Annotated in this window: 31 protein-coding genes; 12 read left to right on the forward strand and 19 right to left on the reverse strand. The window is 70.8% G+C overall.

Features of this window, described 5'->3' with window-relative positions; genetic code table 11:
* The first annotated feature begins 2 nt into the window (after positions 1–2).
* Positions 3–524 carry a PX domain-containing protein gene (locus QQ657_RS14140; RefSeq protein ID WP_284742568.1) on the forward strand — a complete coding sequence of 174 codons (522 nt, stop codon included), beginning with the start codon at positions 3–5 and terminating at the stop codon, positions 522–524.
* On the opposite strand, the gene QQ657_RS14145 is transcribed toward QQ657_RS14140, so the two are convergent.
* Entirely contained in the window at positions 525–1,097 is a 573-nt protein-coding gene (locus QQ657_RS14145) for a TetR/AcrR family transcriptional regulator (RefSeq protein ID WP_284742569.1), read from the reverse strand.
* 50 nt (positions 1,098–1,147) lie between these two features.
* Here QQ657_RS14145 and QQ657_RS14150 point away from each other — a divergent pair, with 50 nt between their 5' ends.
* A complete protein-coding gene (locus tag QQ657_RS14150; RefSeq protein WP_284742570.1) occupies positions 1,148–2,008 on the forward strand; it encodes an SDR family oxidoreductase in 861 nt (286 codons plus the stop codon).
* A gap of 40 nt (positions 2,009–2,048) precedes the next feature.
* On the opposite strand, the gene QQ657_RS14155 is transcribed toward QQ657_RS14150, so the two are convergent.
* Complete coding sequence (locus QQ657_RS14155) at positions 2,049–3,254, reverse strand: glycosyltransferase (RefSeq protein WP_284742571.1); 1,206 nt, start codon at positions 3,252–3,254, stop codon at positions 2,049–2,051.
* Between the two features lie 127 nt (positions 3,255–3,381).
* Positions 3,382–4,860 (reverse strand): aldehyde dehydrogenase, encoded by a 1,479-nt coding sequence (locus tag QQ657_RS14160; protein ID WP_284742572.1) that lies wholly within the window; start codon positions 4,858–4,860, stop codon positions 3,382–3,384.
* Between the two features lie 120 nt (positions 4,861–4,980).
* Here QQ657_RS14160 and QQ657_RS14165 point away from each other — a divergent pair, with 120 nt between their 5' ends.
* Positions 4,981–5,304: an STAS domain-containing protein gene (locus QQ657_RS14165; protein ID WP_284742573.1), complete on the forward strand. Its 324-nt coding sequence runs from the start codon at positions 4,981–4,983 to the stop codon at positions 5,302–5,304.
* Here the strand turns inward: QQ657_RS14165 and QQ657_RS14170 are convergent.
* From QQ657_RS14170 to QQ657_RS14195, 6 genes are all read right to left on the reverse strand, one after another.
* A complete protein-coding gene (locus QQ657_RS14170) occupies positions 5,301–5,609 on the reverse strand; it encodes a protease inhibitor I42 family protein (RefSeq protein WP_284742574.1) in 309 nt (102 codons plus the stop codon). The two genes, QQ657_RS14165 and QQ657_RS14170, sit on opposite strands and share 4 nt — an antisense overlap.
* Complete coding sequence (locus QQ657_RS14175) at positions 5,606–6,019, reverse strand: hypothetical protein (RefSeq protein WP_284742575.1); 414 nt, start codon at positions 6,017–6,019, stop codon at positions 5,606–5,608. Before QQ657_RS14175 ends, QQ657_RS14170 begins: the two co-directional genes overlap by 4 nt.
* 10 nt (positions 6,020–6,029) lie before the next feature.
* Positions 6,030–7,160, reverse strand: coding sequence for a C1 family peptidase (locus QQ657_RS14180; RefSeq protein ID WP_284742576.1), 1,131 nt, complete (start codon positions 7,158–7,160; stop codon positions 6,030–6,032).
* Positions 7,161–7,303: 143 nt separating this feature from the next.
* A complete protein-coding gene (locus QQ657_RS14185) occupies positions 7,304–7,615 on the reverse strand; it encodes a hypothetical protein (RefSeq protein WP_284742577.1) in 312 nt (103 codons plus the stop codon).
* Between the two features lie 231 nt (positions 7,616–7,846).
* On the reverse strand, positions 7,847–9,586 hold the full coding sequence (locus QQ657_RS14190; protein ID WP_284742578.1) for a serine/threonine-protein kinase: 1,740 nt from the start codon (positions 9,584–9,586) through the stop codon (positions 7,847–7,849).
* An 80-nt stretch (positions 9,587–9,666) separates the two neighbouring features.
* On the reverse strand, positions 9,667–10,626 hold the full coding sequence (locus QQ657_RS14195; RefSeq protein WP_284742579.1) for an SDR family NAD(P)-dependent oxidoreductase: 960 nt from the start codon (positions 10,624–10,626) through the stop codon (positions 9,667–9,669).
* 107 nt (positions 10,627–10,733) lie between these two features.
* Between QQ657_RS14195 and QQ657_RS14200 the strand changes: the two genes are divergently transcribed.
* The 3 genes from QQ657_RS14200 (at position 10,734) to QQ657_RS14210 (ending at position 13,099) form a co-directional block, all read left to right on the forward strand.
* Complete coding sequence (locus QQ657_RS14200) at positions 10,734–11,261, forward strand: DUF6069 family protein (protein WP_284742580.1); 528 nt, start codon at positions 10,734–10,736, stop codon at positions 11,259–11,261.
* A gap of 2 nt (positions 11,262–11,263) precedes the next feature.
* Positions 11,264–11,689, forward strand: a complete 426-nt coding sequence (locus QQ657_RS14205) for a nitroreductase/quinone reductase family protein (protein WP_284742756.1) — start codon at positions 11,264–11,266, stop codon at positions 11,687–11,689.
* A 321-nt stretch (positions 11,690–12,010) separates the two neighbouring features.
* Positions 12,011–13,099 (forward strand): hypothetical protein, encoded by a 1,089-nt coding sequence (locus QQ657_RS14210; RefSeq protein ID WP_284742581.1) that lies wholly within the window; start codon positions 12,011–12,013, stop codon positions 13,097–13,099.
* A gap of 11 nt (positions 13,100–13,110) precedes the next feature.
* Here QQ657_RS14210 and QQ657_RS14215 read toward each other — a convergent pair whose 3' ends face one another.
* From QQ657_RS14215 to QQ657_RS14240, 6 genes are all read right to left on the reverse strand, one after another.
* Positions 13,111–13,914 (reverse strand): ABC transporter permease, encoded by an 804-nt coding sequence (locus QQ657_RS14215; protein ID WP_284742582.1) that lies wholly within the window; start codon positions 13,912–13,914, stop codon positions 13,111–13,113.
* Entirely contained in the window at positions 13,911–14,888 is a 978-nt protein-coding gene (locus QQ657_RS14220) for an ATP-binding cassette domain-containing protein (RefSeq protein WP_284742583.1), read from the reverse strand. The genes QQ657_RS14215 and QQ657_RS14220 overlap by 4 nt, the downstream gene beginning before the upstream one ends.
* A gap of 79 nt (positions 14,889–14,967) precedes the next feature.
* A complete protein-coding gene (locus tag QQ657_RS14225; RefSeq protein WP_284742584.1) occupies positions 14,968–15,477 on the reverse strand; it encodes an OsmC family protein in 510 nt (169 codons plus the stop codon).
* A gap of 93 nt (positions 15,478–15,570) precedes the next feature.
* Complete coding sequence (locus tag QQ657_RS14230) at positions 15,571–17,844, reverse strand: M4 family metallopeptidase (protein WP_284742585.1); 2,274 nt, start codon at positions 17,842–17,844, stop codon at positions 15,571–15,573.
* A 318-nt stretch (positions 17,845–18,162) separates the two neighbouring features.
* A complete protein-coding gene (msrA, locus tag QQ657_RS14235) occupies positions 18,163–18,678 on the reverse strand; it encodes a peptide-methionine (S)-S-oxide reductase MsrA (protein ID WP_284742586.1) in 516 nt (171 codons plus the stop codon).
* A gap of 91 nt (positions 18,679–18,769) precedes the next feature.
* Positions 18,770–18,976 (reverse strand): 4-oxalocrotonate tautomerase family protein, encoded by a 207-nt coding sequence (locus QQ657_RS14240; protein ID WP_284742587.1) that lies wholly within the window; start codon positions 18,974–18,976, stop codon positions 18,770–18,772.
* A 118-nt stretch (positions 18,977–19,094) separates the two neighbouring features.
* On the opposite strand from QQ657_RS14240, the gene QQ657_RS14245 reads away from it, so the two are divergent.
* Together QQ657_RS14245 and QQ657_RS14250 are read left to right on the forward strand one after the other, a co-directional pair.
* Entirely contained in the window at positions 19,095–19,775 is a 681-nt protein-coding gene (locus QQ657_RS14245; protein WP_284742588.1) for a TetR/AcrR family transcriptional regulator, read from the forward strand.
* Between the two features lie 122 nt (positions 19,776–19,897).
* Positions 19,898–20,281, forward strand: coding sequence for an STAS domain-containing protein (locus QQ657_RS14250; protein ID WP_284742589.1), 384 nt, complete (start codon positions 19,898–19,900; stop codon positions 20,279–20,281).
* 34 nt (positions 20,282–20,315) lie between these two features.
* Here QQ657_RS14250 and QQ657_RS14255 read toward each other — a convergent pair whose 3' ends face one another.
* A complete protein-coding gene (locus tag QQ657_RS14255) occupies positions 20,316–21,182 on the reverse strand; it encodes a LysR family transcriptional regulator (protein WP_284742590.1) in 867 nt (288 codons plus the stop codon).
* An 87-nt stretch (positions 21,183–21,269) separates the two neighbouring features.
* On the opposite strand from QQ657_RS14255, the gene QQ657_RS14260 reads away from it, so the two are divergent.
* On the forward strand, positions 21,270–21,716 hold the full coding sequence (locus QQ657_RS14260; RefSeq protein WP_284742591.1) for a nuclear transport factor 2 family protein: 447 nt from the start codon (positions 21,270–21,272) through the stop codon (positions 21,714–21,716).
* 1 nt (position 21,717) lies between these two features.
* Here QQ657_RS14260 and QQ657_RS14265 read toward each other — a convergent pair whose 3' ends face one another.
* Positions 21,718–22,032 (reverse strand): hypothetical protein, encoded by a 315-nt coding sequence (locus QQ657_RS14265; RefSeq protein WP_284742592.1) that lies wholly within the window; start codon positions 22,030–22,032, stop codon positions 21,718–21,720.
* A 158-nt stretch (positions 22,033–22,190) separates the two neighbouring features.
* Between QQ657_RS14265 and QQ657_RS14270 the strand changes: the two genes are divergently transcribed.
* Both QQ657_RS14270 and QQ657_RS14275 read left to right on the forward strand, forming a co-directional pair.
* A complete protein-coding gene (locus QQ657_RS14270) occupies positions 22,191–23,111 on the forward strand; it encodes a hypothetical protein (RefSeq protein ID WP_284742593.1) in 921 nt (306 codons plus the stop codon).
* 69 nt (positions 23,112–23,180) lie between these two features.
* Positions 23,181–23,618 carry a L,D-transpeptidase gene (locus tag QQ657_RS14275; protein ID WP_284742594.1) on the forward strand — a complete coding sequence of 146 codons (438 nt, stop codon included), beginning with the start codon at positions 23,181–23,183 and terminating at the stop codon, positions 23,616–23,618.
* Here QQ657_RS14275 and QQ657_RS14280 read toward each other — a convergent pair.
* Together QQ657_RS14280 and QQ657_RS14285 are read right to left on the reverse strand one after the other, a co-directional pair.
* Positions 23,573–23,980 carry a hypothetical protein gene (locus tag QQ657_RS14280; RefSeq protein ID WP_284742595.1) on the reverse strand — a complete coding sequence of 136 codons (408 nt, stop codon included), beginning with the start codon at positions 23,978–23,980 and terminating at the stop codon, positions 23,573–23,575. The genes QQ657_RS14275 and QQ657_RS14280 overlap by 46 nt on opposite strands.
* Positions 23,981–24,063: 83 nt before the next feature.
* Complete coding sequence (locus tag QQ657_RS14285; protein WP_284742596.1) at positions 24,064–24,504, reverse strand: hypothetical protein; 441 nt, start codon at positions 24,502–24,504, stop codon at positions 24,064–24,066.
* A gap of 111 nt (positions 24,505–24,615) precedes the next feature.
* On the opposite strand from QQ657_RS14285, the gene QQ657_RS14290 reads away from it, so the two are divergent.
* Complete coding sequence (locus QQ657_RS14290; RefSeq protein WP_434056739.1) at positions 24,616–25,977, forward strand: NAD-dependent succinate-semialdehyde dehydrogenase; 1,362 nt, start codon at positions 24,616–24,618, stop codon at positions 25,975–25,977.
* Positions 25,978–26,076 lie beyond the last annotated feature (99 nt).

Consider the following 26,076-nt stretch of genomic DNA (forward strand, 5'->3'; position numbering starts at 1 on the left):
GGTTGCTGCTGTTCTACGCCCCGCTCGCTGCTGGGCTCTGCTTCACGACCGGAAACCTGTGGTGGCTCCTGTGGGCGTTCCTGATCGCGCTCGTCCTGACTGTCGTCGTCGGCCTGTCCGGCCACAACCGCGATTGGACCGCTCGCCGCCGGTTCCGCGAGTTCTCGGAACTCGCCGACCGGATCGGCGCCCGTGACGGTGAAGTGGTCCACGAATCGCGCCAGCGCTACAACGTCATCGCCTTCGATCCCCACTTGACCGTCCAGACCCTCCGCCCGGGTACCGAAGAAGCGGTGCGGAAGGTGCTCTTCGCCCAGGCTGCCCAGGCCGGTTTCCGGGGCGGAAGCGGCTGGAGCATGCCCAGCGAAGACTATCGGCTCGGGCTCCACATCGGCTTCCTCGATGACTTCCACACGGGGGTTCGCTGGGAGCCGGTCCCTGATGGCCACGTGGTGACGGAGATCTCCATCGAGGCCTGGAAAGGCGGGCGGCCCGGAGACAAGCCGGTGGTGCGCCGGCCGTGATCAGCCGGGCCGGATCGCGGAGACCAGCATGCGCACGAGCTCGTCGCCCTCGACCGTCCATTTCTCTTTCGTCAGGTGGCCGCTGAGCTCCAGCCCGGCGATCCCGTGCGCGCTCGACATCAGCAGCGCGCCATACCGGCGCGCGTCCTCTTCGCCGACCACGTCGGCGACCAGTGTCAGGAACTCGTTCTCCACGCGGGTCGCCGCCGCGGCGGCCACCGGGTCGCCGCCCACCGGGGTGCTGAACATCAGCGCGTACAGGTGCGGTTGCCGGCGGCCGACTCCGATGAGCGTCAGCAGGCCTCGCTCGAGCCGGGCGCTCGCGGTGACGTCGAGGTCGGCTCGCAGCTGTTCGACCTCGTCCGCCACCGAGTTCCACGCGTCGACGGCGAGCGCGGTCAGCAGGTGCTGCTTGTCCTCGAAATGCCCGTACGGCGCGCCGCGGGAGACGCCGGCGCGGGCCCCGACCGCGCGGAGCGTCACCGCGTCGGGGCCACCCTCGTCGAGCAGTTCGGACGCGGCCCGCACGAGGGCGCTCCGGGTCGCAGCGGCGGCTTCGGCTCGCGTCACCATGACGCCGAGCATAGTTGACAGTGTCACATGAGCTGCGCATAGTGGTTCATATGACAGTGTCAGATCAAAACGAGATCATGGTCGTCACCGGCGCCTCGACCGGCCTCGGTGCCGCGACGGCCCGCGAACTCGCCGCGCGCGGCTACCACGTCCTCGCCGGCGTCCGCCGCGAATCCGACGGCGACGCGATCCGGGCCGGCCGCGTCGAGCCGGTCCTGCTCGACATCACGCGACCCGAGCACGTCGAGGCGCTCGCAGGCCGCGTCGCCGCCGATCCGGGGCGCCGCCCGCTGCGCGCCCTCGTCAACAACGCGGGCATCTCGGTCAACGCCCCCGTCGAAGCGCTGCCCCTGGACGAGTGGCGGCGGCTGTTCGACGTCAACCTGTTCGGGCACATCGCCGTCACGCAGGCGCTGCTGCCGTTCCTCCACCGCAGCCGCGGCCGGATCGTGAACATCAGCTCGGTCGGCGGGAAGGTCGCGATGGCCACCTACGGGCCCTATGCGGGGACGAAGTTCGCGCTCGAAGCGGTCAGCGACTCGCTCCGCCGGGAACTCGCCCCGCACGGGGTGCAGGTCGTGGTCGTCGAGCCCGGCGCTGTGCGCACCGAGATGGGCGACCGCGGCGCCGCCACCGCCACCGGCCTCGCCGAAAAGATGAACCCCGAACACCAGCAGCGGTACGGCGGGCTCGTGAAGGCCGTCGTCGCCCACTCGCAGCGGTTCACACGGGCCGGCATGCCCGCGGACGAGGCCGGCGCGATCGTCGCCAAGGCCGCCACCGCCCGGCGGCCGCGCACGCGCTACACGATCGGCCGCGACGCCGCCTTCCTGACGCGCCTCACCCGCGTCCTGCCGGACCGGCTCCTCGACCGGGTGACCGCGGCGACGCTCCGGCCGTACCTGCCGTAGCTCGGCTCCGGTCGAACGGCGCCCCCGGGAAACCGGCACCTCAGGCGGACGCGAGCGGCACCGTCGCCAGCAGGTGGCGCGCCGCGACGCTCGCGCCGTCCGCGCGCACCCGGCCCGAGAACTCCCGCGCCCGCGTCGCCACTTCGGGGCGCAGTGCGACTTCGAGCGCCGAAGTCAGTCCTTCCGCCGTCGGCACGCCCGGCTCGGTCGCCGCGCCCAGGCCCAGGTCACGGACCCGGCCGGCGAAGTAGTGCTGGTCGTACATCTGCGGCACGACCACCTGCGGGGCGCTCGCGCGGGCCGCCGTCGTCGTCGTGCCCGCGCCGCCGTGGTGGACGACGGCCGCGACCCGCTTGAACAGGGCCTGCTGGTTGATCTCGCCGATGCCGAGGCAGTCCGGCGCGTCGTCGGCGACGAGGTCCGCCCAGCCGCGGGCGACGATCGCCCGGCGGCCGTGTGCCCGCGCCGCCGCGAGCGCGGCCACGGCGACCTCGCCCGGCGCGCGCATGCTGCCGAACCCGAAGTACACCGGCTGCTCGCCGGCGTCGAGGAACTCGAGCAGCTCGTCCGGCAGGGGCCGTTCGTCCGGCCAGATCCAGGCCCCCGTCTGGACGACCCGCGGGTCGCCCGGCTCGGGCCACGGCGCCAGCGCGGCGTCGGCGGCGAGCCACGGGCGGTCGCCGAAGACGTGACTCGGCAGATCATCGACCGGAGCTTGGCCGGCCGCCGCCCGGTATTCGTTCACCTTTCCGCCGAAAAAGGCGTTCCAGCGCCGCGCGTCTTCGTCCCAAAGAGCGCGGTTCTCCGCCTTTCCGGGCGTCCGCCACGGCATCGGCGGCGGCGCGTGCAGATCGGACGGCAGGGTGATGGGGCAGAAGCTCGCGTAGACGTAGGCGGCGCCGGACCGCTGCGCGATCGAGCGGGTGGCGAACTGCAGGGCGCCGCCGGCGACCAGGACGTCACACCCCGCGGCGGCGACGCCGATCGTCTCGAACTGGGTCGTGACGGTGTCCTCGGTGGACTTCCGGATCTGTTCGGGCGTCGGCTTGTCCCGGTGCGCCGACGCCGTCCCGCGCAGCTCGGGACCGATCGGCACGACGTCGAAGCCCAGTTCTTCGAGCCAGTCCCGGAAATCGGGCGGCACGCACAGGCGGACGTCCTGCCCGAGGGCTCTTAGTTCCGAAGCCAGCGCCAGCACCGGCTGCACTTCGCCCCGTGACCCGATCGTGGACAGCAGCACACGCATGAAGGAATCCCCTCGCAGAAAAAGGTGAGCCCGGATTGTGGACCCGCACCGGGGTCTTGCCGCAAGCCCCGGGGTCGGCTATACCTTTAAGTGGGGAGAGGGAATCCTTCGCCCGTTCGGCGCGTCTTCAGCCCAGCGTGAACGGATCCCGCGTGCCGCCGGTCAGCTCGACCCAGACGGCCTTGTCCACCAGGTACTCGTCCATCGCGTGGACGCCGTTCTCGCGCCCCAGGCCGGAGTTCTTCACCCCGCCGAACGGCACCGACGGCGCCACGACCCGGTACGCGTTGATCCACACCGTCCCGGCCTTGAGCTTCGCCGCGACGCGGTGGGCGCGGTGCACGTCCTTCGTCCACACCGCACCGGCCAGGCCGTACGGCGTGTCGTTGGCCAGGCGGATCGCCTCGGCCTCATCGGTGAACGTCAGCGCCGCCAGCACCGGGCCGAAGACCTCCTCGCGCACGACCGTCGACTCCGGCGTCACCCCGGTCAGCACGGTCGGGCGCACGAACAGCCCGCCCAGCGCCGGGTCCGCCTCGCCGCCGCAGACGACCGTCGCGCCTTCGGCCTTCGCCGTCTCCAGGTAGTGCAGCACCTTCTCGTACTGCTGCGCGTTCGCGACCGGCCCCATCTCGGTGCCCGGCTCGTTCGGGTCGCCGAGCCGGATCGCCGCGGCGCGCTCGGCGACCAGGCGGACCAGCTCGTCGTGGACGTCGGCGTGCACGATCAGCCGCGACCCGGCCATGCACGTCTGGCCGGTCGCGGCGAACACACCGGCGACGACGCCGTTGGCCGCCGCGGCGAGGTCGGCGTCGGGGAACACCACCTGCGGCGACTTGCCGCCCAGCTCCAGCGTCACCTTGTTCAGGTTCCGCGCGGCGGCCACGGCGACCGCGCGGCCGGTGGCGGTCGACCCGGTGAACGCGACCTTGTCGACGCCCGGGTGCCCGGCCAGCGCGGCGCCCGTCTCGCGGGAGAGCCCGGTGACGACGTTGACCACGCCGGGCGGGAACCCGGCCTCGGTGATCAGTTCGGCCAGGCCGAGCGTCGAAACGGGTGAGTGCTCGGACGGCTTCACCACGACCGTGCACCCGGCGGCGAGCGCGGGCGCGAGCTTCCAGGTGAGCAGCAGCAGCGGCGAGTTCCACGGCGTGATGGCCGCGACGACGCCGACCGGCTCGCGGCGGGTGTAGACGAGGTAGTCCGGGTTCGGCGCCGGGATCTGGCGGCCCTCGATCTTGTCGGCGAGGCCCGCGAAGTAGTGGTACCAGCCGCCGAGCCCGGTGAGCTGGCCGATCATCTCGCGGTAGAGCTTGCCGGAGTCGTTGACCTCCAGCCGCGCGAGCCGCTCGGCGTGCTCGCCGATGAGGTCGCCGAGCCGGCGCAGCAGGGCGGCCCGCGCGAAGCCGGTGGTCGCGCCCCACTCGCCGTCGAGCGCCGCGCGGGCCGCCGCGACGGCGTCGTCGACGTCTTCGGGACTGCCGTCCGGCACGACCGCCCACGGTTCGCCGGTGTAGGGGTTCGGGGAGCCGAACGTCCGGCCGGAGCGGGCGCCGACCGCTTTTCCGTTGATCAAAAGAGAAAACCGGGGGAGCGGGTCGCCCATGGTCCGTCCTCCTCGACGTCGAGCCGTGACGCTCTCAGCCTGCACCCGCGCGGGTACTTGACGTAACCTTTGACGAAGAACCCGCACCGGTGGGAAAAACCCGGTTGGCAGGAGGTCTCGATGACACTTCGCAGCGTTCTCTTCGAAGACGAGGTCATTCTGTCGGTCGACGGGGTTTTCGACGGCGGCCTGGCCCCCGCCTACCACCACGCGGTCGAAGACGCCTACGCCGCCGGGGCCCGCCGTCTGGTGGTGGACCTGACGATGGCCACGGCGGTCGACGGCGGCGGGGCGGCGGTCCTGGCCGCGACGGCGGCCGGCTGCGCGGCGCGGGACACCCACCTGATCATCGCGATGCCGGGCGGCGTCGAGGCGGAGGTCCGGGACCCGGCACAGGTCAGGCTGCTGTTGCGCAGCTTCGAGCCGTGGCAGGACGCGGGCTAACGCACCCGGACCGTCAGCCGGAAACTGTGCAGCTCGGTCTCCGGGTCCCACGGGCGGGCGTGGCGCGCCACCAGCGTCGTCTCGCCCGGCCCGTCCGCGTGCAGGACGAACCGGTGCTCCCCGGTGCCGCCGGCCCGGTCCGCCGCCGGGTGGAGAGTCTCCTCGACCACCCGCAGCGGCGGCTCCGGGCCGTCCAGCACCCACTGGTAGCCGGTGCCCGCGTTCTCGGGCAACCGCAGCTCCAGCCGCTCGCCGGGCGCGACGTCCGCCGCCGCGCCGTCGGCTTCGAGCGTGAGGACCTTCACCAGAGGTAGATCTCGTGGATCAGCCCGTCGGCGGCCTCGGGATAGGTGATCGAACCGGCCAGCCGGCCCGACGACGCGAGGGCCAGCAGCGCCTCGTGCACGCTGTCGCTGTTCGTCGCGAGGCGCTTCCAGCCGACGCCGTCGACGTAGGCGTACCCGTTGCGGTCGGCGTTGTTCGTCCAGAGCGCGAGCACCTTCTTGTTCGACTGCCAGGCCGCGGCGGTCGTGGCCGCGGCGACGGTCTGCGGGGCATCCGGCGGGCTCAGCACCGGCTCGGCGCCGGGCTCGACCGTGAGCGACGTCGTCGTGGCGTGCAGCTGGTCCGGCGTGAGGGGCTGCGGCGCGCTGTCGGGACTGGCGGTCGGCGCCACCGCCGTCGGAGCGGTGGAGGGGCTTGTCGATGCGGTCATCTCACGGCTCCTAGAAGACGTAGGTCTCGATGATCGTGCCGTTGTTGTTGAACGCGTTGACCGGACGGCCACCCTGCTTCGCGACGACGAGCTCGGTGAGCATCGCCTTGTTGATCACCTCGTCGTCGGCGGCGAGGTGGAGCCAGCCCAGGTCCTTCAGGTACGCCCAGGTGTTGCGGTCCTGGTCGTTGCTCCACAGGCCCAGCACCGACGTCGAGCCGCTCCACGAGCGCAGGTTCACCGCGCCGACCTGCTCGACCTGCCAGGTCTCGATGCCGCACTCGCCGTAGGCGATCCGGAAGAAGCCGCCGTCGCCCCAGCTGGTGTTCCAGCTGTTCTTCGCGATCCAGCAGCCCTGGGCGTCGTCGTAGCCCACGAGCGTGACGCAGTGGCCGCCGGCCAGCCCGCCGGTGACGTGGCGGTACACGCCGGTCTTGTAGGAGAAGAAGTCCTGGTACACGAGGAAGCACGCGATGAGCGCGCCACAGGCGGCGAGCTTCTCCTTCATCGCCGCCGGGTTGCCGGTCAGCGCGGTGTAGGACGGCGTGGTCGCGAGCCGGTTCGGCCAGTCGGCGTTCAGCTTGGCGCCGGAACGGTTGCGCGGGCTGTACGGGAAGTAGTCCTCGTAGGTGATGCCGACGTCGTGGCAGGCCTTCAGCGCCCGGTCGGGCATCCAGCCGGTGTCGCAGGTCGCGTTGTCGTTCGCGCCGTGGGTGTAGAACAGGTGCGCCTCGGACAGGTCGAGCTTCAGGCCCGGCTGCCCGCGGGTGTAGGCGGCGACCGTCTCCATCGTGGCGACCGTGCCGAACGAGACGCACGAACCGCAGTCGCCCTGGTCCTTGACCGGCGTGACGTAGTTGGCGCCGCCGGCGTTGCGGCTGTCGAACTGCGCGGGGGCACCGGCCCCGGAAACCGCGCCGGCGCGGGCGGCCTCTCCGGCGGTGAGGGACTTCGCCTGCGTTTCCAGCTCACGCCGTTCGCTCTCCGGCGGCAGCGGCACGCCCAGGCGGTGCCGGCGCTGGTCTTCTTCGAGAATGGTCATGGAGTTCTCGCCCATGACCCAGGGGTGGCCCTGTGCGGCCAGTTCGGTGCGGACCCGGTCGAGCTCGACCGGCGGCGCGGGGGTGGTGGGATCGGCCATGCTGACTCCCCAATCTGGAACGCCTCACGAGCGTTGCGGTGGCCGTGCCCGACCCGTTGTACGCCGGGGCCGGGTGAGGTCACCAGGGGTGTCATCCCTTTGCCGAGGAGCAGTTTTGTGGCGGTGCGGAAATGCTCCGGAGGTCAGGAAATCTCGACGCTCACGGCGTTTTCGGCAGGCGTTTCCCGGGACAGTTCTTCGGCGAAGATGGTGTCGATCTTCCGGGTCGCGGTCCGCAGTTTCACGACGCCGGCGACGAGCAGCACGAGCGCGGCGGCGGGCACGACGAGCAGCACGGGCGGCCAGCCGGCCCCGACGACGGCACCGGCGGAGATCACCGCGCACAAGAGGAAGAGCGTCCTGACGGCAACGCGCGGCCACGTGGCGCGGGGCTTGGCGTGCCGCCCGCGCGGTGTTCCGAAAACCGGCCGCACGAGGGCAGCGTGGACACTCATCAAGACCTCCGGAAGTCGTCGAACCGGCCGGGCGGGGATTCCCGGCGGTGGTGTCCGGGGCGAAACCCGGTGCGGACACGTGGTGTGTGTCGGCGCGGGGCGGGTTCCGGTTACCGGTCGTTATTGCTTCGAGTCCGAATTCGGGGAAACAATTCGAGACGACTTACGGTTTATTCGGAATGGGTTTCGGGCGCTAGGGCCGTTGGGCCCGGATCGGCCCGGCCGGTGGTCCTAGTCGTGGCCTGGGCCCTTGCCTTTGCCCTTGCCGTGGGTCTCGGTCTTGGGTGGTTTGCCGGGCTTCGTGGTCTTCGGCGAGGCCTGGGTCTGCCGGGTGACGGCGGCGGGTTCGAGATCGGCGGATTCGGTGCCGGCGGGGCCCGCCGGATCCGGCGTCCCGGACCCGGCGAGCGTCTCTTGGGTGGGAGCGGGAGAACTGGGCGCCGGCGGCTGGGCGGGAGTGCTGGTCTCGGGGGTTTGCGAGGAGAGCAGCATCGCGGAGACGGCGGCAACGGCCGCGGCGGTAAGCCCGGCGGCGGCGGTGAACCGGCGACGCTGGGCGGGGAGGCTTGCCGGTGAGAGGCCTACGGCGGTGAGGATCTTGCGTGGGCCGGTGGGGGCGGCTCGGTGGGGAATCCCGGTGTCGGCGAGGGTGGGATCGAAGGGGCCGGCGCCGGGGTTGCTCGGTGCGGCATCGAACGGGCTGCGGTCGGCCGGGGTGTGTGCGCGCGGGTCGAGGTGGCCTGCTGTGGAGTCGCTCGGGTGGTGCTGGCTGGCGAGTTCGCGCGGGCCGGGGTTGCTCGCCGCGGCATCGACGGTGCTGCGGTTGCCCGCGGTGTGCGCGCGCGGGTCGAGGTGGCCTGCCGTGGAGTCGCTCAGCCGGTGGTCGCCAGCCGCGCCGGCGGCGCGGCCGCGCCGGCCGGGGTCGCCTGCCCCGGCATCGATCTGGCCGGAGTCCCCGGCGATCGCCGCCGCGCCGACCTGCCCGCCGTCGTCCCCCGCGGCCCGGCGGCGGCCCACAGCACCGAGCCTGCCGCGGCCTGCTGGTGTCGCGCGGTGCCACCTCCGCAGCACTCCCGCCGCGGCGAACCGTCCGGTCGCCCACGGCAACGTCGGTGCCGGTGCGTGCAACAGCCGCCGCACCTCATCCGCCGTCGGGCGGTCGGCTGGCTCGCGCCGCGTCATCCGGCGCAACGTGTGCGCCAGCGATGGCGGCAGCCCCTCCGGGACCCGGGGCGGGCGGGTCAACCGGGCCATCGCCGCCTCGACCATCGTGCCCGCGTACTCGCGGTGGCCCGTCACGCACTCCAGCAGGATCAACCCGAGCGCGTACACGTCCACCGGTGGGCCCGCCGGCTCGCCGCTGACCTGCTCGGGCGCCAGGTACGCCGCCGTGCCCGGGACCACGCCCGTGCCGGTGATGTGCGTCGTGTCGAGGGCGTGGGCGATGCCGAAGTCGCCGATCAACGGGCCGTGCGCGGACAGGAACACGTTGGCGGGCTTGAGATCCCGGTGGACGATCCGCCGCGCGTGCACGTGGGCCAGCGCCTCGGCGAGGCCGTCGGCCAGCGCCGTCACCCGCTCCGCCGGCATCGGGCCGCCCAGCAGCCGCTCCGCCAGGTTCTCGCCCTCGACCAGTTGCATCACCAGGTACGTCCGGCCGTGGTCGGTGCCGCTGTCCAGCAGCGCCACCACGCCCGGGTGGGTGATGCCGGCCTGGATGCTCATCTCGCGCAGGCGGCGGCGCTGGTCCATCGCGACGACGTCGCGGTCGTAGACCTTGACCGCGACCTCCCGCTCGAGCCTCAGGTCGTAGGCGCGGTACACGCGCGCCGAGCCGCCGGTGCCGATCAGCCGGCCGACCTCGTAGCGCCCGGCCAGCAGCTCCGGCGGACGCTCGTCGAGCGAGCGCGGATGGACGGCGAACTCGCCGAGGTCGAAACGAGCACACGTGACGTCGTCCGCGTCGCTCATCGGCGCGTTCCCCGTTCTCCCGCCGTCGTCGGCCACGGCCGCAATTTACCCCGATCGCGTGACCCGCAAACGTCAAAAGATCACGCGAAGGCGTCCACGCCGGTCAGCTCCGCCGACAGCGTCCACAGTCGACGGGCCTCGTCGCGGTCCACGGCGTACCGGCGGACACCCGACTCGGTCATGCCCTCGGCGTCCGGAGGGGACAGTTCGGCGACGTCGCAGTCCTCGAGGTACAGCCCGCCGAGCCCGGCCAGCTGCGGCGACGTCGCGGCCCAGACCGTCGTCGCCGCGCCCTGCTCCGGCGTCTTGAACTGCACCAGGAAGTTGCCGGCCTCGTCGATCCAGCCGCGCTCGATCATCTCTTCCCGCGGCAGGTGCCGCTGCAGGGGCGTCATGATGCCGCCCGGGTGCAGCGCGAACGCGTGGACACCCCGGGAAGCGGCCAGCTCGTCGAGCCGGACGGCGAAGAGCACGTTGGCCGTCTTGGCCTGCCCGTAGGCCGCCCACTTGTCGTAGCCGCGCTCGAACTGGACGTCGTCCCAGCGGATGGCCGAGTTGTGGTGGCCGCGCGAGGACAGCGAGACGACGCGGGCGCCGTCGGCGACGGCCGGCCACAGCCGGTTGACCAGCGCGAAGTGGCCGAGGTGGTTGGTGGCGAACTGGGCTTCCCAGCCCGGTCCGACGCGCGTCTCGGGGCAGGCCATCACGCCCGCGTTGGCGATGAGGAGGTCGATCCGCCGTCCGGAGGCCAGGAAACGCTCGGCGAACACGCGGACGCTGTCGAGATCGCCCAGGTCCAGCTCGTCGACCTCGACGTCGTCGATCCCCGAGAGGGCCTCTTCGGCGGTGGCGCGACGGCGGGCCGGGACGACGACGTGCGCGCCGGCGCCGGTGAGCGCGCGGGTGGTTTCGAGGCCGATCCCGGAGTACCCGCCGGTGACGACGGCGAGCTTGCCGGTGAGGTCGACGCCCGCGACGGCTTCGGCGGCCGTGGTGCCGGCGCCGAAGCCCGATCCGATCTTGTGCTGTGCGGTGCTCATGGTCTCGACGGTACGAGCTGGAGTGCGCTCCAGCGCAAGTCGCGCGGCCGGAGCCGAAAGAGGGGACAATCGACGCCGAGAGGCGCCGCCGACCTAGGAAGGCTCTGATGGCCGACTACTACGGGAACCAGCCCCAGGACGTCCGCCCGGGGATCGACGCGCGCAGGCTGTGGGCGGGCGGCGTCGCGACGGCGGTGATCGCGGCCCTGCTCGCGGTGGTCGGGCTGCTGATCGCACGCGGCGTCTTCGAGGTCGAAGTGCTGGCCCCAAAAGGCGAAGGCGTCTGGGGCAACGCGAGCACCACGACGTACGCGCTGGTCGCCGCCGCGGTGGCCCTGCTCGCCACCGGGCTGATGCACCTGCTCAGCGTCGCCACGCCCGCGCCGTCGCAGTTCTTCGGCTGGATCATGGTGCTGGTGACGCTGATCGCGGTGGTCCTGCCGCTGACGCTGAGCGTCGCGCCGAGCGCGAAGATCGCCACGGCCGCGATCAACCTCGTCATCGGGCTCGTGATCGCCGCGGTGGTCAACAGCATGGCGGCGAGCGCCCGCACGCTGCACCGGCGCCGCAGCCAGCAGCAACCCGGGCCGCCGACGCGCCAGGAGCCCCCGCCGACCCGCTACTACGACCGGTGACCATGGACACCGTCGACGTCCAGGACACGAACCGCCGCGTGATCGAGCAGTTCCGGGCGGGTGGCGAGGTCGAGGGCATGCACCGCGAGCGGCTGGTGCTGCTGACGACGACGGGCCGCCGCACGGGCAAGCCGCGCACGGTCCCGATGATGTACCACCGCGACGGCCCGCGGCTGCTGGTGGTGGCGTCGAACATCGGGGCGCCGAGGCACCCGGACTGGTACCTGAACCTGATCGCCGATTCCCGGGTGAAGGTGGAGGTGGACGGCGCGACGTTCGACGGCGAGGCGCTGCCGCTGCTGGGGGCCGACTACGTGCGGACGTGGGGGGAGCTGGAGGAGCACTACCCGTTCCTGGCGGATCACCAGGCGAAGGCCAGGGAGGCCAAGCGGGTGATCCCGATCGTGGAGCTGTCCGAAGAGGACTGAGCGAGTCCGTCGAGGTGTGTGGGTCGACGGCGGGTGCTCGGTTGCTCTTTGAAGCCCTCGCCCTCATGACTCCGGCATGGTAGTCCTGAGCCGGTGCGCATTCGTGGTGTTCTTCTGGTGCTCCTGGCTCCGCCGGCTACCGCGATCATCTCCTTCGTGATTCTGGCTTCCTGTGTTCTGGCGCTGTACGGCTTGTCGAACGTGCAGAGAAGCCGGACTTTGTCGGAAGGGGTGACTGCGCGGATCATACCGAGATGGTCGGCGCGTACGTGGTGGTCTGCTTGGCGGTTGAGAAGTCGGCGGAAAAACTGTCTCAAATCGATGTTCGGCGCTGTAGTACGAACTGGTTCTGCCGCGGTCACTTGGTTCATCGGGACGTTGTTCATCGTTGCGATGGGTCGCGAAATCGGCAGGCTCAACGGCGAGCGAATTCTCCCGCTGAGCGTCAGTGGACCGCCTTTGGTGGCCTTTCTGGGTGCGGTTTGGGGTGGGGCGTTTCTTGTTCATGCGGTTCGGTACGTAACCAGCGGAACGTCTCAGAGGTTCTGGACGTCTCCGGAATTACTGTTCTTGGTTGACGAGGTCGGCGTGGTGAACAGATTCGACTTCCTGCGCAGGGTCTGGCTCTACACCTGGCTTCGGTGGAGTGCAAAAGCCGGAATGTACCTCGGCCCGGTCATTACCTTGTCACACCTGTCAGGTTCCTCGGCTCCCGTACCTGCTCATCAGGTGGACTCGCTCAGGTTTACGCCGGAATACGGCTATGCCGGATTGCTCCTGGTGAGCCTTGCCGTCACATTCGTGGTGAGCAGTGCGCTGAGACAGGCGATAGTCATCGCGCTGCCGACCGTGCATGCTGCTGTGGCCGTCCAGCGATGCCTTGCCGCGGGAAACGAAGACCGGAGATCCGAGCGCGCCAAGCGCCGAGCCGGGCTCATCGACCTCCTCGGGCAACGACGGGTGCTGCTCGCTCGAGCCGCGCGGGCTTTGAATGCGGCGGCCGGCCGGATCGACCTGGCTTTCGGGCAGCATCCGGTCGCGTCGATCCTGCGCGCCGGGAGCCGCCGGATCCATGCCTTCCTCGCCGGAGCGAAGTCACTGAGTGGTGCTTGCCCCGACCAACTGTCCCTGGAGCTCCGGAATGTCGTCGCCGTCCTGGCAGGTCCGGCCGATCCCCGTTTCCCGGCGACCGTGGCGCAGGCCGTCGGGGCTTTCGGCGATGACGGTGTACCTGTGCAGCAGACAGCCCCGAAGCGGCGCTGGAGTTCACTCGTCGCCCGGGGCGCCGACGCCGTCGACAGGTATTCCCGCCTGGCCACTGCCGTGTGGGGTCTCTTCACCTTGGCGGCAGTGATCTTCTTCCTTTTTCGCGGAGGTATCGACTTGTCGAAGATCCAGCTGCAGAAGTAGCCGCCACCGGACTACTTGCTCGCCACCCGGCGGTACTTCGCCGTCGCCAGTGGGGCGAACACCGCGATGATCCCCACGCAGCAAAGGATCGCGTACAGCGCCGCGTTCTCCGCCGGCCACCCCGTCGGTGCCGGGCCGAACCGGTTGCCGAACAGGTCTCTCGTCGCGTTGATCACCGCCGTGAACGGGTTCCAGTCCGCGATCGCCTTGAGGAACGCCGGCAGCGTCTGGGTCGGGACGAACGCCGAGGAGATGAAGCTCAGCGGGAACATCCAGACCAGCCCCAGGCTCTGCGCCACCTCGACGCTGCGTGCCGCCAGGCCGATCAGCGCGCCCACCCACGACAGGGCCCACGCGAACATCAGCATCACCAGGTAGCCCAGCAGTGCGTCCCAGAAGCTGCCGCGGATGCGCCAGCCCACGATCAGCCCGCACGCCGACATCACGACCAGCGCCACCACGCTGACCACCAGGTCGGACGTCGTCCGGCCGAGGACCACCGCGATGCGGGACATCGGCAGGGACCGGAACCGGTCGATGATGCCCTTCTGCAGGTCGTTCGCGAACCCGATCACCGTGAACGCCGAGTTGAACGCCACCGTCTGGGCGAAGATCCCCGCGATCAGGAACTCGCGGTAGGCCGCGCCGCCCGACTCGCCGCCGATCGCGTTGCCGAAGACGTAGGCGAACAGCAGCACGAACATGATCGGCTGCAGCGTCGCGGCCATCAGCCAGTCGGGGTTGCGGCGGACGTTCATCAGGTTGCGCCACGTGATGATGCCGCCGTCGGAGATGCCTTTCGCGATCGCGTTCACTTCGCCACCTCTTCAGCCGACGCGGACTCGGCGCCGTGGCCGGTCAGGGACAGGAACACGTCGTCGAGCGTCGGCCGGTGCAGGGCGACGTCCTGGACGGCGATTCCCTGCCCGTCGAGCCGGCGCAGGGCTTCGATGAGTGCCTTCGGCCCGGTGTCGACGAGGATCTCCGCGCGCCGCGTGTGGTCGTCGCCGGACGGCTCGCCGGTCCCCACCTCGCGCAGCACCTCCAGCGTCGCCGGCAGGTCCGCGGCGGAGGCGACGACCAGTTCCAGCCGTTCGCCGCCGATCTGGGCCTTGAGCTCGTCGGCCGTGCCGCGCGCGATCACCCGGCCGTGGTCGATCACCACGATCGAGTCGGCGAGCTGGTCGGCCTCTTCGAGGTACTGGGTGGTCAGCAGCACGGTCGTGCCGTCCGCCACCAGTTCCTTGATGACGCCCCACGTGTCGAGGCGTCCGCCCGGGTCCAGGCCGGTGGTCGGCTCGTCGAGGACGACGACGGTCGGCTCGGCGACCAGCGCGCCGGCCAGGTCGAGACGTCGGCGCATGCCGCCCGAATAGCCCTTCGCCGGCCGGTCCGCGGCCTCCTCGAGCGCGAACCGCGCCAGCAGCTCCCGGGCACGCGACCGGGCGGCAGACTTCCGCCTGCCGTACAGCCGCCCGACCATGTAGAGGTTCTCGAACCCGGTGAGGTTCTCGTCGACGGCCGCGTACTGGCCGGACAGCCCGATCCGCTGCCGCACCTCGTCGGGCTGGGTCAGGACGTCGTACCCGGCGACGTGCGCCTCGCCGGAATCCGGCCGCAGCAGCGTCGTCAGGATGCGGACCGTGGTCGTCTTCCCGGCGCCGTTCGGGCCGAGCAGGCCGAGCACCCGCCCGGCCGGGATGTCGAGGTCGACGCCGTCGAGCGCGCGGGTCGACCCGTAGGTCTTGACGAGTCCGCGCACCTGGACGGCCAAGTCCGGTTCGGGCATGGCGGTTCCCCTCTCGTGACCCCGTCAAGCTAGGCCACGGGCGTCCGCTTTGTCCTCCGGGTTTCTCCCTGAGCCGGGGTCAGTTCGCCGAAAGCGTGACGGCGAACTCCGGGGGAGTGCGCAGCGACTGGAACACGACGCAGTAGCGCTCGGTCAGCTTCTTGAGCGTCGCCAGTTCGTCTTCGGAAGCGTCGGTGTCCAGAGCGAACGACAGCCGGATCGCGCGGAAGCCCACCGGCGCGTCCTTCGCGACGGCGAGGGTGCCACGGAAGTCGAGGTCGCCTTCGGCGCGGACCCGCCCGCCGCGGACTTCGAGGCCCAGCGACGTCGCCACCGCCCGCAGCGTCACCCCGGCGCACGCGACGAGCGCTTCCAGCAGCATGTCGCCGGAACAGGCGAGGGTGCCGTCGCCGCCGGTCGCCGGGTGCAGCCCGGCTTCCACGACGGCTCGGCCGGTTTCGACCTTGCAGGAGATCCCGAGGCCGTCGAGCTCGGCGTCGGCGTGCAGCGTGACGAGCGCGCTTTCCGGCGTCTCGCGGTACTTGTCCTTCAGCGGGGCCTGGGTCGCGCGCAGTTCTTCGGTGTCCATGGGCCGATTCTGCCCCGCGGACGGCGGAATGCGAAAAGGCGGGGAACCCGGAATTCCCGGATTCCCCGCCTTTTCAGTGCGGATTCAGCGGTTTCAGCTCAGCGTCACCGCGACGTCGTCGATCACGAACGACGTCTGCAGCGAGCTGTCCTCGGTGCCGGTGAACTTCAGCGCGAGGGTGCCGCCGGCGGCCGACGAAACGTCGATCGTCCGGAGGGCGTACCCGGTGGCCTTGTTCAGGTTGGAGTAGCTGCCGAGGGTGGCGCTGCCGTTGGTGACGGTCAGCTTGTCGTAGGCGGTGGACGTGGTCGTCTCCGCCGTGTCGATGTGCAGGTAGAACGTCAGGCTGGCGTGGCAGCCGGCCGGGATGCTCACCGACTGGGCGACGTTCTCCGTGTGCGTGGAGCCGTAGCCGTCGAGGTAGGCCGAGTAGGTGCCGCCGTGCGCGGCCTCACCCGAGGACGCCCACTGGCCGATGGCCCCGGTGGTACCGGTCCAGCTCGTCGCGCCCGATTCGTAGCCGCCGTTGAGGATCTTCTGGCCGGAGCAGCCGGTGGTGGTGCCGACGGTCCAGCTGAACGACGCCGTGCCGGTCTTGTTGGCCGCGTCCTTCGCCGTCACCGTGACGCTCGAGGTGCCCGCGGTGGTCGCGGTGCCCGAGATCGTGCCGGTGGAGGCGTTGATCGACAGGCCGGCCGGGAGGCCGGTGGCGGTCCAGGAGTACGGCGAGGTGCCGCCCGAAGCCGACAGCGGCAGGTTCACCGCGGTGCCGGTGACGGTCGACTGGTTGCCCGGGTTGGACACCGTGACGGTGCCGGTCGCCGAGCAGGTCGGGTCGGCCGACTGCGCCGGGACCGAGATCGCGTCCCACGCCGCCTTGACGGTGTTGAACTCGGTGCAGCTGCCCGGGAACAGGTTCTTCGCCGCGGTCAGCGTCCAGGTGCGGTACTTCAGGTACGAGCTGCTGGTGGTCTTGAGCAGCATCGCGTTGTAGAAGATCTTCACCGCGTTCTGGACACCGAGGCCGGTGACCGTGGAGCTGTTGCACGTGGTACTGGTCGGCTGCCCGTTGGTCGGGTTGGTGCCTTCGGCCAGCAGGTAGAACCAGTGGTTGCCGGGGCCGGCGGCCGCGTGCACCTCACCGTTGGGGACCGAGCTGTCGTAGCAGTTCTTGTCGCCCAGCGCCGACGGGTTGTACATGTTGCGGATCGGGCCGGAACCGACGAGGTTCACCTGCTCGCCGACGAGGAAGTCCGGCTGGTCGTAGGGAGCCGGCTCGTTCGCGAACCACTCGGTCGAGGCGCCGAAGACGTCCGCGACGAACTCCTGCGTGCCCGAACCCGAGATGCCACCCGGGGTGTGGTCGTCGATGCCGTGGCCGTGCTCGTGCGCGACGACGTCGATCGAGCCGATCCAGCCGCCGGCGGTGTTCTTGCCGATCTGGACCTGGGTGCCGTCGTAGTAGGCGTTCTGGTCGTTCAGGCCGACGCGGATCGGCCAGCCGCCGCCGCTGCCGTCGAAGCCGTTGCGGCCCAGCCACTGCGAGAGCATCTTGTTCTCGGTCTGGGCGGCGAACAGCGCGTCGACGCAGCCGGTCTCGCGGTTGCTGGCGGTGCCGTTGCCCCAGAGGTCGTCCGGCCCGCTGAAGGTGGTGTTGTTGGCCGCGTCCTGGCAGGACGTGTTGGTGATGGCCGGGTCCTTCAGCGAGTACGTGCTGCCCGAGTGCGTGGTGTCGAGGTGCACCGGGTTCGGGCCGTTCCAGGCGCTGGTGCCGTCACCGTTCAGCACGTGCTCCTGCGTCTTGAGCACCTTGCCGGTGGCGGCGTCGACGATGACGTCGAGCCGGCTCGGGCCTTCGGCGTCCCGGCCGACGACGGTGCTCTTCCAGGCCAGCGTCGGCGAGCCGAGCGCGTAGACGACCTGCTGGGCGGGGCTCACGCTGTCCACGGCGGACAGCTGCTGCCGCGCGGTCGCCTCGGCCGCGGCCCCGGTCACCTTCGCGGTGGTCGAGGCGAGGTTGATGGTCTGGTCCTGCGCGACGGAGGTGCCGAGCACCTGGCCCGTCGAGTTGGTCGCCACGACGAAGTCGCCGCCGACCACGGGCAGGCCCTTGTAGCTGCGCTCGTAGGGGATGTACTGGAGGCCGTTGGTCGAGGAAATCGCTTTCTGGGCCTGGAAAACGTCGTCCGCGCTGGCGTGCAGCGCGGCGGGCCTGCTCGCCACGAGGCCGGCGGCCGCGGTGGTGGCCTGGGCCAGGGCGCTCGGGGCGGCGTTCGGGGTGGGTTGCGCCTGTGCGGTTCCGGTGATGCAGAGCGCGCCGACGAGCACGCCGGTTGCTGCCAAGACGACTGGACGTCTCAGTTCCATCGAGGGATCTCCTCCGGGCAGGGTGAACCAGACCCGGGTTCGAGACCGGGCCGGATCAGGGGGACGAGAGATACTGCCGTGTAACGGAAATCAGAATCCGGTGCCGGAGGCTCGTGAACAAGCGACTAACGTACGGTCTTATCCACCGGACGCAATAACTCCCAAACAGGACATTTCCCGCTATTGGGATTCGATCGGCTGACCGTCCACTCAGGACAGGAAGCGGCTCACCGCCGTTCGGGTGATCTTTCCGCCTTTGAAACGACGAAGGCCCCTTCGCCGGGAGCCGACGAAGGGGCCTTAAGTGATACGAGTGTGTCAGGCGGTCTTCTCGCGCTTCGGGAGCTTCCAGCCCGGGCGCACGAAGTGGCACGTGTACCCGTTCGGAATGCGCTGCAGGTAGTCCTGGTGCTCCGGCTCGGCCTCCCAGAAGTCGCCCACCGGGCTGACTTCGGTGACGACCTTGCCCGGCCACAACCCGGACGCCTCGACGTCGGCGATCGTGTCTTCGGAGACGCGCTTCTGCTCGTCGTTTTCGAAGAAGATCGCCGAACGGTAGCTCAGGCCGATGTCGTTGCCCTGGCGGTCCTTCGTGGTCGGGTCGTGCACCTGGAAGAAGAACTCGAGCAGGTCGCGGAACGTGGTCTGCGCGGGGTCGTAGACCACCTCGATGGCCTCGGCGTGCGTGCCGTGGTTGCGGTAGGTGGCGTTCGGGACGTCGCCGCCGCTGTAACCGACCCGGGTCGAGATCACCCCGGGCTGACGGCGGAACAGCTCCTGCATCCCCCAGAAGCAGCCGCCGGCCAGGACGGCCCTTTCGGTTGACGTGCTCACGGCGTCACTCCTTCTCCTCGTGTGGTGCTGCCACCTGTACAACTTCGGCGGCGTACCGATGATTCCACGAGAGGATTACGGAAGCCTGACGTCAGCCGGCCTGCAGCTTCGCGAGGGTGAGCACGTCGCCGCCGATGCCCCAGCCGCCGTCGGCGACCTCCTCGACCAGCACCATCGTGTTCGCGCGGGCGCGGTCGCCGTAGATCTCGGCGTACAGGTCGGTCGTGCGGGTGACGAGCTGCTCCTTCTGCTCCGGGGTGAGGGTGCCGGCGGGGACCTTGAAGTTGGCGAACGGCATGGTGGGCGTCCTTCGTTATCGATGTTGTCGTGCCTGTGTAAGCGACGCTAACACAGGTGGTGAACCGGCGCTACCTCTTGCTTGATATCGGTGATATCCGCTGGTAGCGTCCGGTGTCGTGGACGTGAGAACGCGGATTCTGGAGGCGGCGGCCGACCTGCTGGCGCACTCGGCCGAGGCCGACTTCTCCACGCGGGCGGTCTGCGAGGCCGCCGGTGTCGGCGCTCCGGCGCTGTACCGGCAGTTCGGCGACAAGGAGGGCCTGCTCGCCGCCGTCGTCGACCGCGGATTCGAGAAGTACCTCGCCGGCAAGCGGGCCGCGGAACCGTCCGGCGACCCGGTGCGTGACCTGCGTGACGGCTGGGACAACCACGTCGCGTTCGCGCTCGGCAACCCCAACTACTACCGCCTGATGTATTCGGGCCTGTCGACGCCGCCGGGGGCGGCCGCCGAGGCGCACAGCCTGCTGCTCGCGGTCCTCGAGCGGTGCGCGGCCGCGGGGCGGCTGAAGCTGCCGCCGCCGCTCGCCTCGCAGATGGTCATGGCGGCCAACGCCGGCGTCGCGCTGTCGCTGATCACCCGGCCGGAGCTCTACCCGGATCCCGGGTTTTCCGTCCGGGTGCGGGAAAGCGTGCTGTCCGGCGTGCTCGCCGAGGTGCCGGAGGTGTCCGGCGACCTCGCGGCGACGGCGACGACGCTCGCCGCCCGGCTGCCGGAGGCGGCGGGAGACCTGACGGCGGCCGAGGTGACGTTGCTGCGGGAGTGGCTGGCGCGGCTCAGTGTCCACAGTGGACGCTGAGCCGGACGGCCGCGCCGGTTGGGCCGTCCGCTCGCGGCCCCGGATGTCGGGGCGGCCAGGGCCGCCCGGAAGTGGGACGATGGCCTGGGAGCCGGCCCCGATCCGGCTCCGGGGGAGGCGCGATGCTCGAGCGGGACGAAGCCATCACGGAGCGGATCAGCGGTGCACTGGTCATCGAGCTTCAGGGTGAACTGGACATCGCCACCGTGCTGCGGTGGACGACGCTGATCGAAGCCGCCATCTGCGAACTGCCGGAACCGCACCTGCTGGTGCTCGACCTGACGGCGCTGGAGTTCCTGTCGGCGCACGGGGCCCGGGGACTGCTCGCGGCGGTGGAGAGCTACCGGGACCGCGGGATAGCCGGCTGCCTGATCGTCGTCCCGGGGAGCGTGCCCGACCGGGTGGTGCGGCTGACGAAGCTCGCCGGCCAGGTGCGGGTGTTCCCGAACCGGCTGACGGCGATCGCCGCGTGCCAGCCGGTGGAGATGCGCTGGCTCCCGGGCTGACCGGACGACCCGCGTACCCCGGTTGGGATAGGCGTCAGGCTGGTTCGCGGACCAGGTCGGCCGCCGCCTCGGCGAAGGCGCGCACCCGGGCCGTCGCGGAGCTGTCCCGCCAGACGAGGGCCCACTCGAGCCGGGGCGCGCCGTCGAGCGCGACGTACGCGACGTCGGGCCGCGGGTAGTAGCGCCGGATGTGGGCACCGACCGGCAGCACCCCTTCGCCGGCGCCGGCGAGTGTGAGCAGTTCCTGGAGCCCGGCGCGCGGCCGCGGCACCGCGTCGGGAGCGTGTTCGTCCAGCCACGGGTCCGGCAGCGCGCAGCGCAGCACCGTGACACGCGCCAGGTCCGCGACCGGCACGGCGTCGCGCCGCGCGAACGGATGGCCCGCCGCCACGGCGAGGAAACGCGTCTCCCGCACCAGGACCGGGCTCGTGACCAGATCGGGGCCGTCGAGCGGGAGCCCGGCGAGCACGACGTCCACCTCGCCCTCGCGCAGCCACGGCAGGACCTCGGCCGGGCGCACCTCGCGGAACTCGACCTCACAGCCGGGCGCTCGCTGCCGGAACAGCTCGGCCACCCCTGCCAGCAGCTGCCCGCCCGCGGCGTCGCCGAACGCGACGCGCAGCGTGCCGGTGACCCCGCGGCCGGCCTCGACCGCCCGGTCCAGGGCCGCGCCGACCGCCGACCACGCCGGCCCGAGGTCGGCGCGGAGCTGCCGCCCGACCGGCGTCAGCTCGACGCGGCGGCTGGTCCGGGTGAACAGGGGCGCGCCGATCCGCCGTTCGAGCTTCCGGATCGTCTGGCTGACCTGGGCGGTCGACACGCGCAGCCGCTCCGCGGTGCGGCCGAAGTGCAGCTCCTCGGCCAACGCCAGGAACGACTCGACCTCGCGCGTCTCCGCCATCTCCGCCCCTCCATCGTCAACTCCTGCTTCACGATCGTGGCACAGAAGCGCGTTGATCGGCTTCGCGGGCGCGGTGAGGCTGGAGCCATGAACCACGATGACCGCGTCGAGATCGTCGACGCCCTGTACCGCTTCGGCCTCGGCCAGGACCTCAAGGACCGCGAGCTGTTTGCGTCGTCGTTCGCCGCCGACGCGGAGCTGGACTTCCGGCCGGCGGCCGCGCGCTGGGGCGCGGAGCCGCCGCTGATGACGGGCCGGGACGCGATCGTCGACACGATCCTCGCGCTGTTCGAGGGCCGCGTCGACACGACGCACCAGGTGACCAATCCGCGCGTCGAGGTGGACGGCGACACCGCGCGGCTGACGGCCCTGGTCGAGGCCCAGCACCTGCTGAGCGACGACCACGACAAGCACGCGCTGCTGAAGAACCGCTACGACGTCACGCTGATCCGCGACGGCGACCGCTGGGTGATGCGGCGCGTGCGGATCGAAAACGCTTGGTACACCGGCGATCCGGTCGCGATCTTCGGCTGAGCTACTCGCCGCGCATCGAGCGGCGGATCTCGGCCAGCCGGTCCTTGGCGGCCTGGTCGCGGTCGGCGATCTTCTTGTCCAGGGCTTCGGCGGTGTTCTCCGTGCCCAGCCCGGCCACGTCGGCGGCGCCCAGCGACGTCGTGTAGCGGTTCTCGATCTTGTCGCGGACGAAGTCGAAGCTGGGCACCCCGCCCTCGCTGTAGTCCGGGTCCGGCAGCGGCGGCGGGGGGATCGACGGGATCGCCAGCGCCGCGGTCGGCGTCTCGTCGACGATCTCGCCGTCCACGACGTTCGGGTCGTCCACGGGCTGGTTCATCGTCGTCTCCTCACTGCCGGGTTCCCTTCGACCTTAGCGTCGGAGTGGTCAGTCCTGCCGGTACCGCGGCCGTGGCGGGTGGGTAATTCGGCCGTGTGCCGGGATCGTCCGGTGGGGAATTCTCGATGCGCACAGCCGGTGTCCGGAGGGAGCAGACCATGAGTGCCGGGGCCTACCGCGCCGAAACCACCGAAATGGGGACGGTCGCCAAGGCGGTCGAGGAAGTCGGGTCGTCCTTCCTGTCGACCACCCGCGACCTGGAGAGCCTGGTGCTGGACGCGATGTCGTTCGCCGGCATCGGCAGCGGGGTCGCCGCCGCGAACTCGGCGTTGCACTCTTCGCTGGGCAGCGCGCTCCAGAAGTTCCTCAGCCTGATCACGAACGTCAACCAGAACGTCCAGACGGCCGCGAACGGGTACAACGCGGCCGACTCCGACGTCGCGCAGGCCTACGGCGGTGGCCAGAACGCCGCCCAAGGCGGTGGCGGGGGAGCGGCGGCCGCTGCGGCACCGCCGCAGCTCGACCCGCGGGTCGTCGACTCGATCATGCGCTCCGAAGGCGCGACGGGGGAGCAGGGCGGCGTGCCGGAGGCGTACGGCTTCCGGCAGAACATGCACAACGGCTACGACCGGATCATCGCCGCGCGCGAGCAGTACGGCATCGGCAGCGCGGAAGAGCGCGCCGTCGTCTCGGACCTGATGACGGCGAACGCGCGCACCGCGGGGGCGCTCAACTTCACCGATGCCGGTGCCCAGGCCGCGGTCATGTCCGGCGCGCACATGCGCGGCGCCGGCGGCGTCCGCGCGATCCTCAACCACATGGCGGGCGACGACATCGTCCGCAGCTCGAACTCGATCAGCGACGCGGCGGTCCAGCACGCGCAGGGCCTCACGCCCCAGCAGTTCCAGCAGGAGTTCCACGACGCGCGCCTCGAGTACGACCGCCAGATCTACGGGGACACGACCACCCGCCAGGGCGGCCACACGGCGAACTGGTGGGACCGCTACGGCAATGGCCTGACCCAGCGCTACGACCGTGAGCAGAACGAGTTCCTCCAGCTGTCGCAACCCGGTCGGTGATCTTCGGTTCGAAGATCGCAAAACTGGGCACCTTACCTCCTGTAGCCGAACGACAACGGGAGGCGCGCGATGAACCGGAGGATGATCGCACTACTGGGCGGGGTCGCCGCGATGGCGGGGACCTTGGCGTTCGCGGGGACGGCCGAAGCGGCATCGACGCCGTGCAGTGCCGCCGCGAAGGCCTGTGTCCAGCGCAGTTCGAATACGGCGTGGCTGACCGACGGTGCCGGCCACGTCACCTACGGCGGGGTCCCGATCACCGTGGGGCTCGCGAAGTACCCGACGCCGGTCGGGACGTTCCACGTGCAGTACAAGGACATCGACCACTACAGCAAGCAGTACAACGGGCCGATGCCGTACTCGGTGTTCTTCACGACCACCGGCGTGGCGTTCCACCAGGGCAGCCTGAAGGTGAAGTCGCACGGGTGCGTGCACCTTTCGCACGCGGCCGCGGTGACGTTCTACAACTCGCTGCACCCGGGTGACGTCGTCCAGGTCGTGCCCTGATCCGTCCCGTGTGGACGGTCCAGGAGCGCGCCGGTGACGGCGCCGAAGACCAGGTGGTCCAGGACCTGCGGGGCGCGGGGAAGCGCCCGCACGGCCGGGTAGGCCCGGCCGGCTACGCCCAGGTCCAGCGCCGCGATCACGAGCCCGGCCGCCGCGCCCCGGAGCAGTCCGAGGCGGTGGCGGCGGGCGGTCGCGGCGAGGACCCCGGTCCAGGCGGCCGAGACGACGACGTGCGCGATCAGCCCGGCGGCGACGCCGGGCCGGTCGCGCCGGCCGGGGAGCAGCGTCCCGGCGGCGCGGGTCGCGGCGAGCAGGTCGCGGCCGGTGAGGAGCGCGTGGGCGGTCGACGGTATCCCGCTCACGACGGCGGCGACGGCTCCGGCTCGCGCGGCGCTGACACCACGGCTTGCACCGCCTCCGGCCGGCTGACGAGCTTTCACTCGGGTCAGCCGGCGGCCAGGTAGGCGGCGACGCGGATGCGCAGGCCGCGGACCTGGGGCAACACGATCGTGAAGCTCCGCGCCGGCCGGTACCCCGGCCACGGGTCGCCGTGGGTGCACGGTCCGGCGAAGTAGACGAAGCCGTCTTCGTCGTCGTAGCGGCCTGATGACCAGCGCGCGGCGTCACCCGCCCGTCGGTCCGGGCAGTCGGCCCGCGCCAGCCAGTACGCCTCGTGCTTCATGACGCGCTTGAGCTGGGCGGCGAAGGCCGGCAACTCGTCTTCGGGCAGGCCGAGGCCACGGCCTCCCCAGACCCGCGGTGCGCGTTCGTACGTGCGCCCGGGACAGCCGAAAGTGATCGCGCCACCTGCGTAGCGGCGGGTCCACTGACCGGTTTCCCTTGTCAGGGCGGAGAAAGAGGATCCGCCGGTGATCTCCAGCGTCATGCGAGAACGATAGTCGATCACGCGGCGCGCGGTACCGCCGCGTGGGTGTCGACCGACGATCCCATGGTGTATACAGTATGCAGTAGGCTAGTGTGGGCAGAGGAGACCGCCATGTATTCCGTCACCAACCCCGCCACCGGTGAACTCGTGGAGGAGATCCCGAACGCGACCGACGAGGAAGTCCGCGCCGCGATCGAGCGCGTCCACGGCGGCTTCGCGGCCTGGCGCGCCCGGCCGGTCGCCGAGCGGGCCGCGATCGTGCTGCGCGCGGCGGAGCTGTTCGCCGAACGCGCCGACGAGCTCGCCGCGATCATGACCCTCGAGATGGGCAAGCGGATCAACGAAGGCCGCGGTGAGGTCGGCGTCGTCGTCGACATCTTCCGGTACTACGGCGACCGCGGCCCGGACTTGCTGGCCGACGAGCCGATCCCGATCCGCGGCGGCGAGGCCGTGCTGACGAAGGAGCCGATCGGGGCGCTGCTCGGCGTCATGCCGTGGAACTTCCCGGCGTACCAGGTCGCCCGGTTCGTCGCGCCGAACCTGGTGCTGGGCAACACGATCCTGCTCAAGCACGCGTCGATCTGCCCGCGTTCGGCGGCGGCGATCGAGAGCGTGCTGCGGGACGCGGGGGTGCCTTCGGACGCCTACGTGAACGTGTTCGCGTCGAGCCGGCAGGTGCCGTGGATGCTCGCCGACCCGCGCCTGGTCGGCGTCTCGCTGACCGGCAGTGAGCAGGCGGGGATCTCGGTCGCGGCGGAAGCCGGGCGGAACCTCAAGAAGTGCGTCCTGGAACTGGGCGGGTCCGACCCGCTGATCGTGCTGGACACCGACGACCTGGACGAGACGGTCAAGGTCACCGCGACCGCCCGGATGCGCAACTGCGGCCAGTCGTGCAACGCGCCCAAGCGGATGATCGTGCTGGGTGAGCTGTACGACGAGTTCGTGGACCGGCTGGCCAAGCGCGTCGCGGAGTACTACGTGCCGGGCGACCCGGCCGACCCGTCGACGACGTTGCCGCCGTTGGCTTCGATCGCGGCGGCGGAGGAGGTGGCGGCGCAGGTCGAGAGGGCGATCGGCGAAGGGGCGACGCTGCGCGCGGGAGGGCGGCGGGTGCCGGGGCCGGGGGCGTTCCTCGAGGCGACTGTGCTTACGGATGTGACGCCGGGGATGGCTGCTTATCACGAGGAGATTTTCGGGCCGGTGGTGTTGGTTTTTCGTGCGGAGAATGAGGAGGAGGCGATTGCGCTGGCGAATGATACGCCGTTCGGGTTGGGGGCCAGTGTGTTCGGGACTGATCGGGAACGGGCTGTGCGGGTGGCTCGGCGGATTGAGGCGGGGATGGTTTATCTGAACAAGTCGGGTGGTTCGGAGGCGGATTTGCCTTTTGGGGGGATCAAGCGGTCGGGTATAGGGCGGGAATTGGGGGTTTTGGGGATTGAGGAGTTTATGAACAAGAAACCTATACGCCTCTGACCTGCTGTTTTGTTGCGGCTGGCCCCGTCAGGCCGTCGTCAGGCCGTCTCGGAATCCTGGGCCGTCTGCTGCGGCCGGCGGGGCAGCGCGTTCGGGTGA

The organism is Amycolatopsis ponsaeliensis (assembly GCF_030182635.1).
GTDB lineage: Bacteria > Actinomycetota > Actinomycetes > Mycobacteriales > Pseudonocardiaceae > Amycolatopsis > Amycolatopsis ponsaeliensis.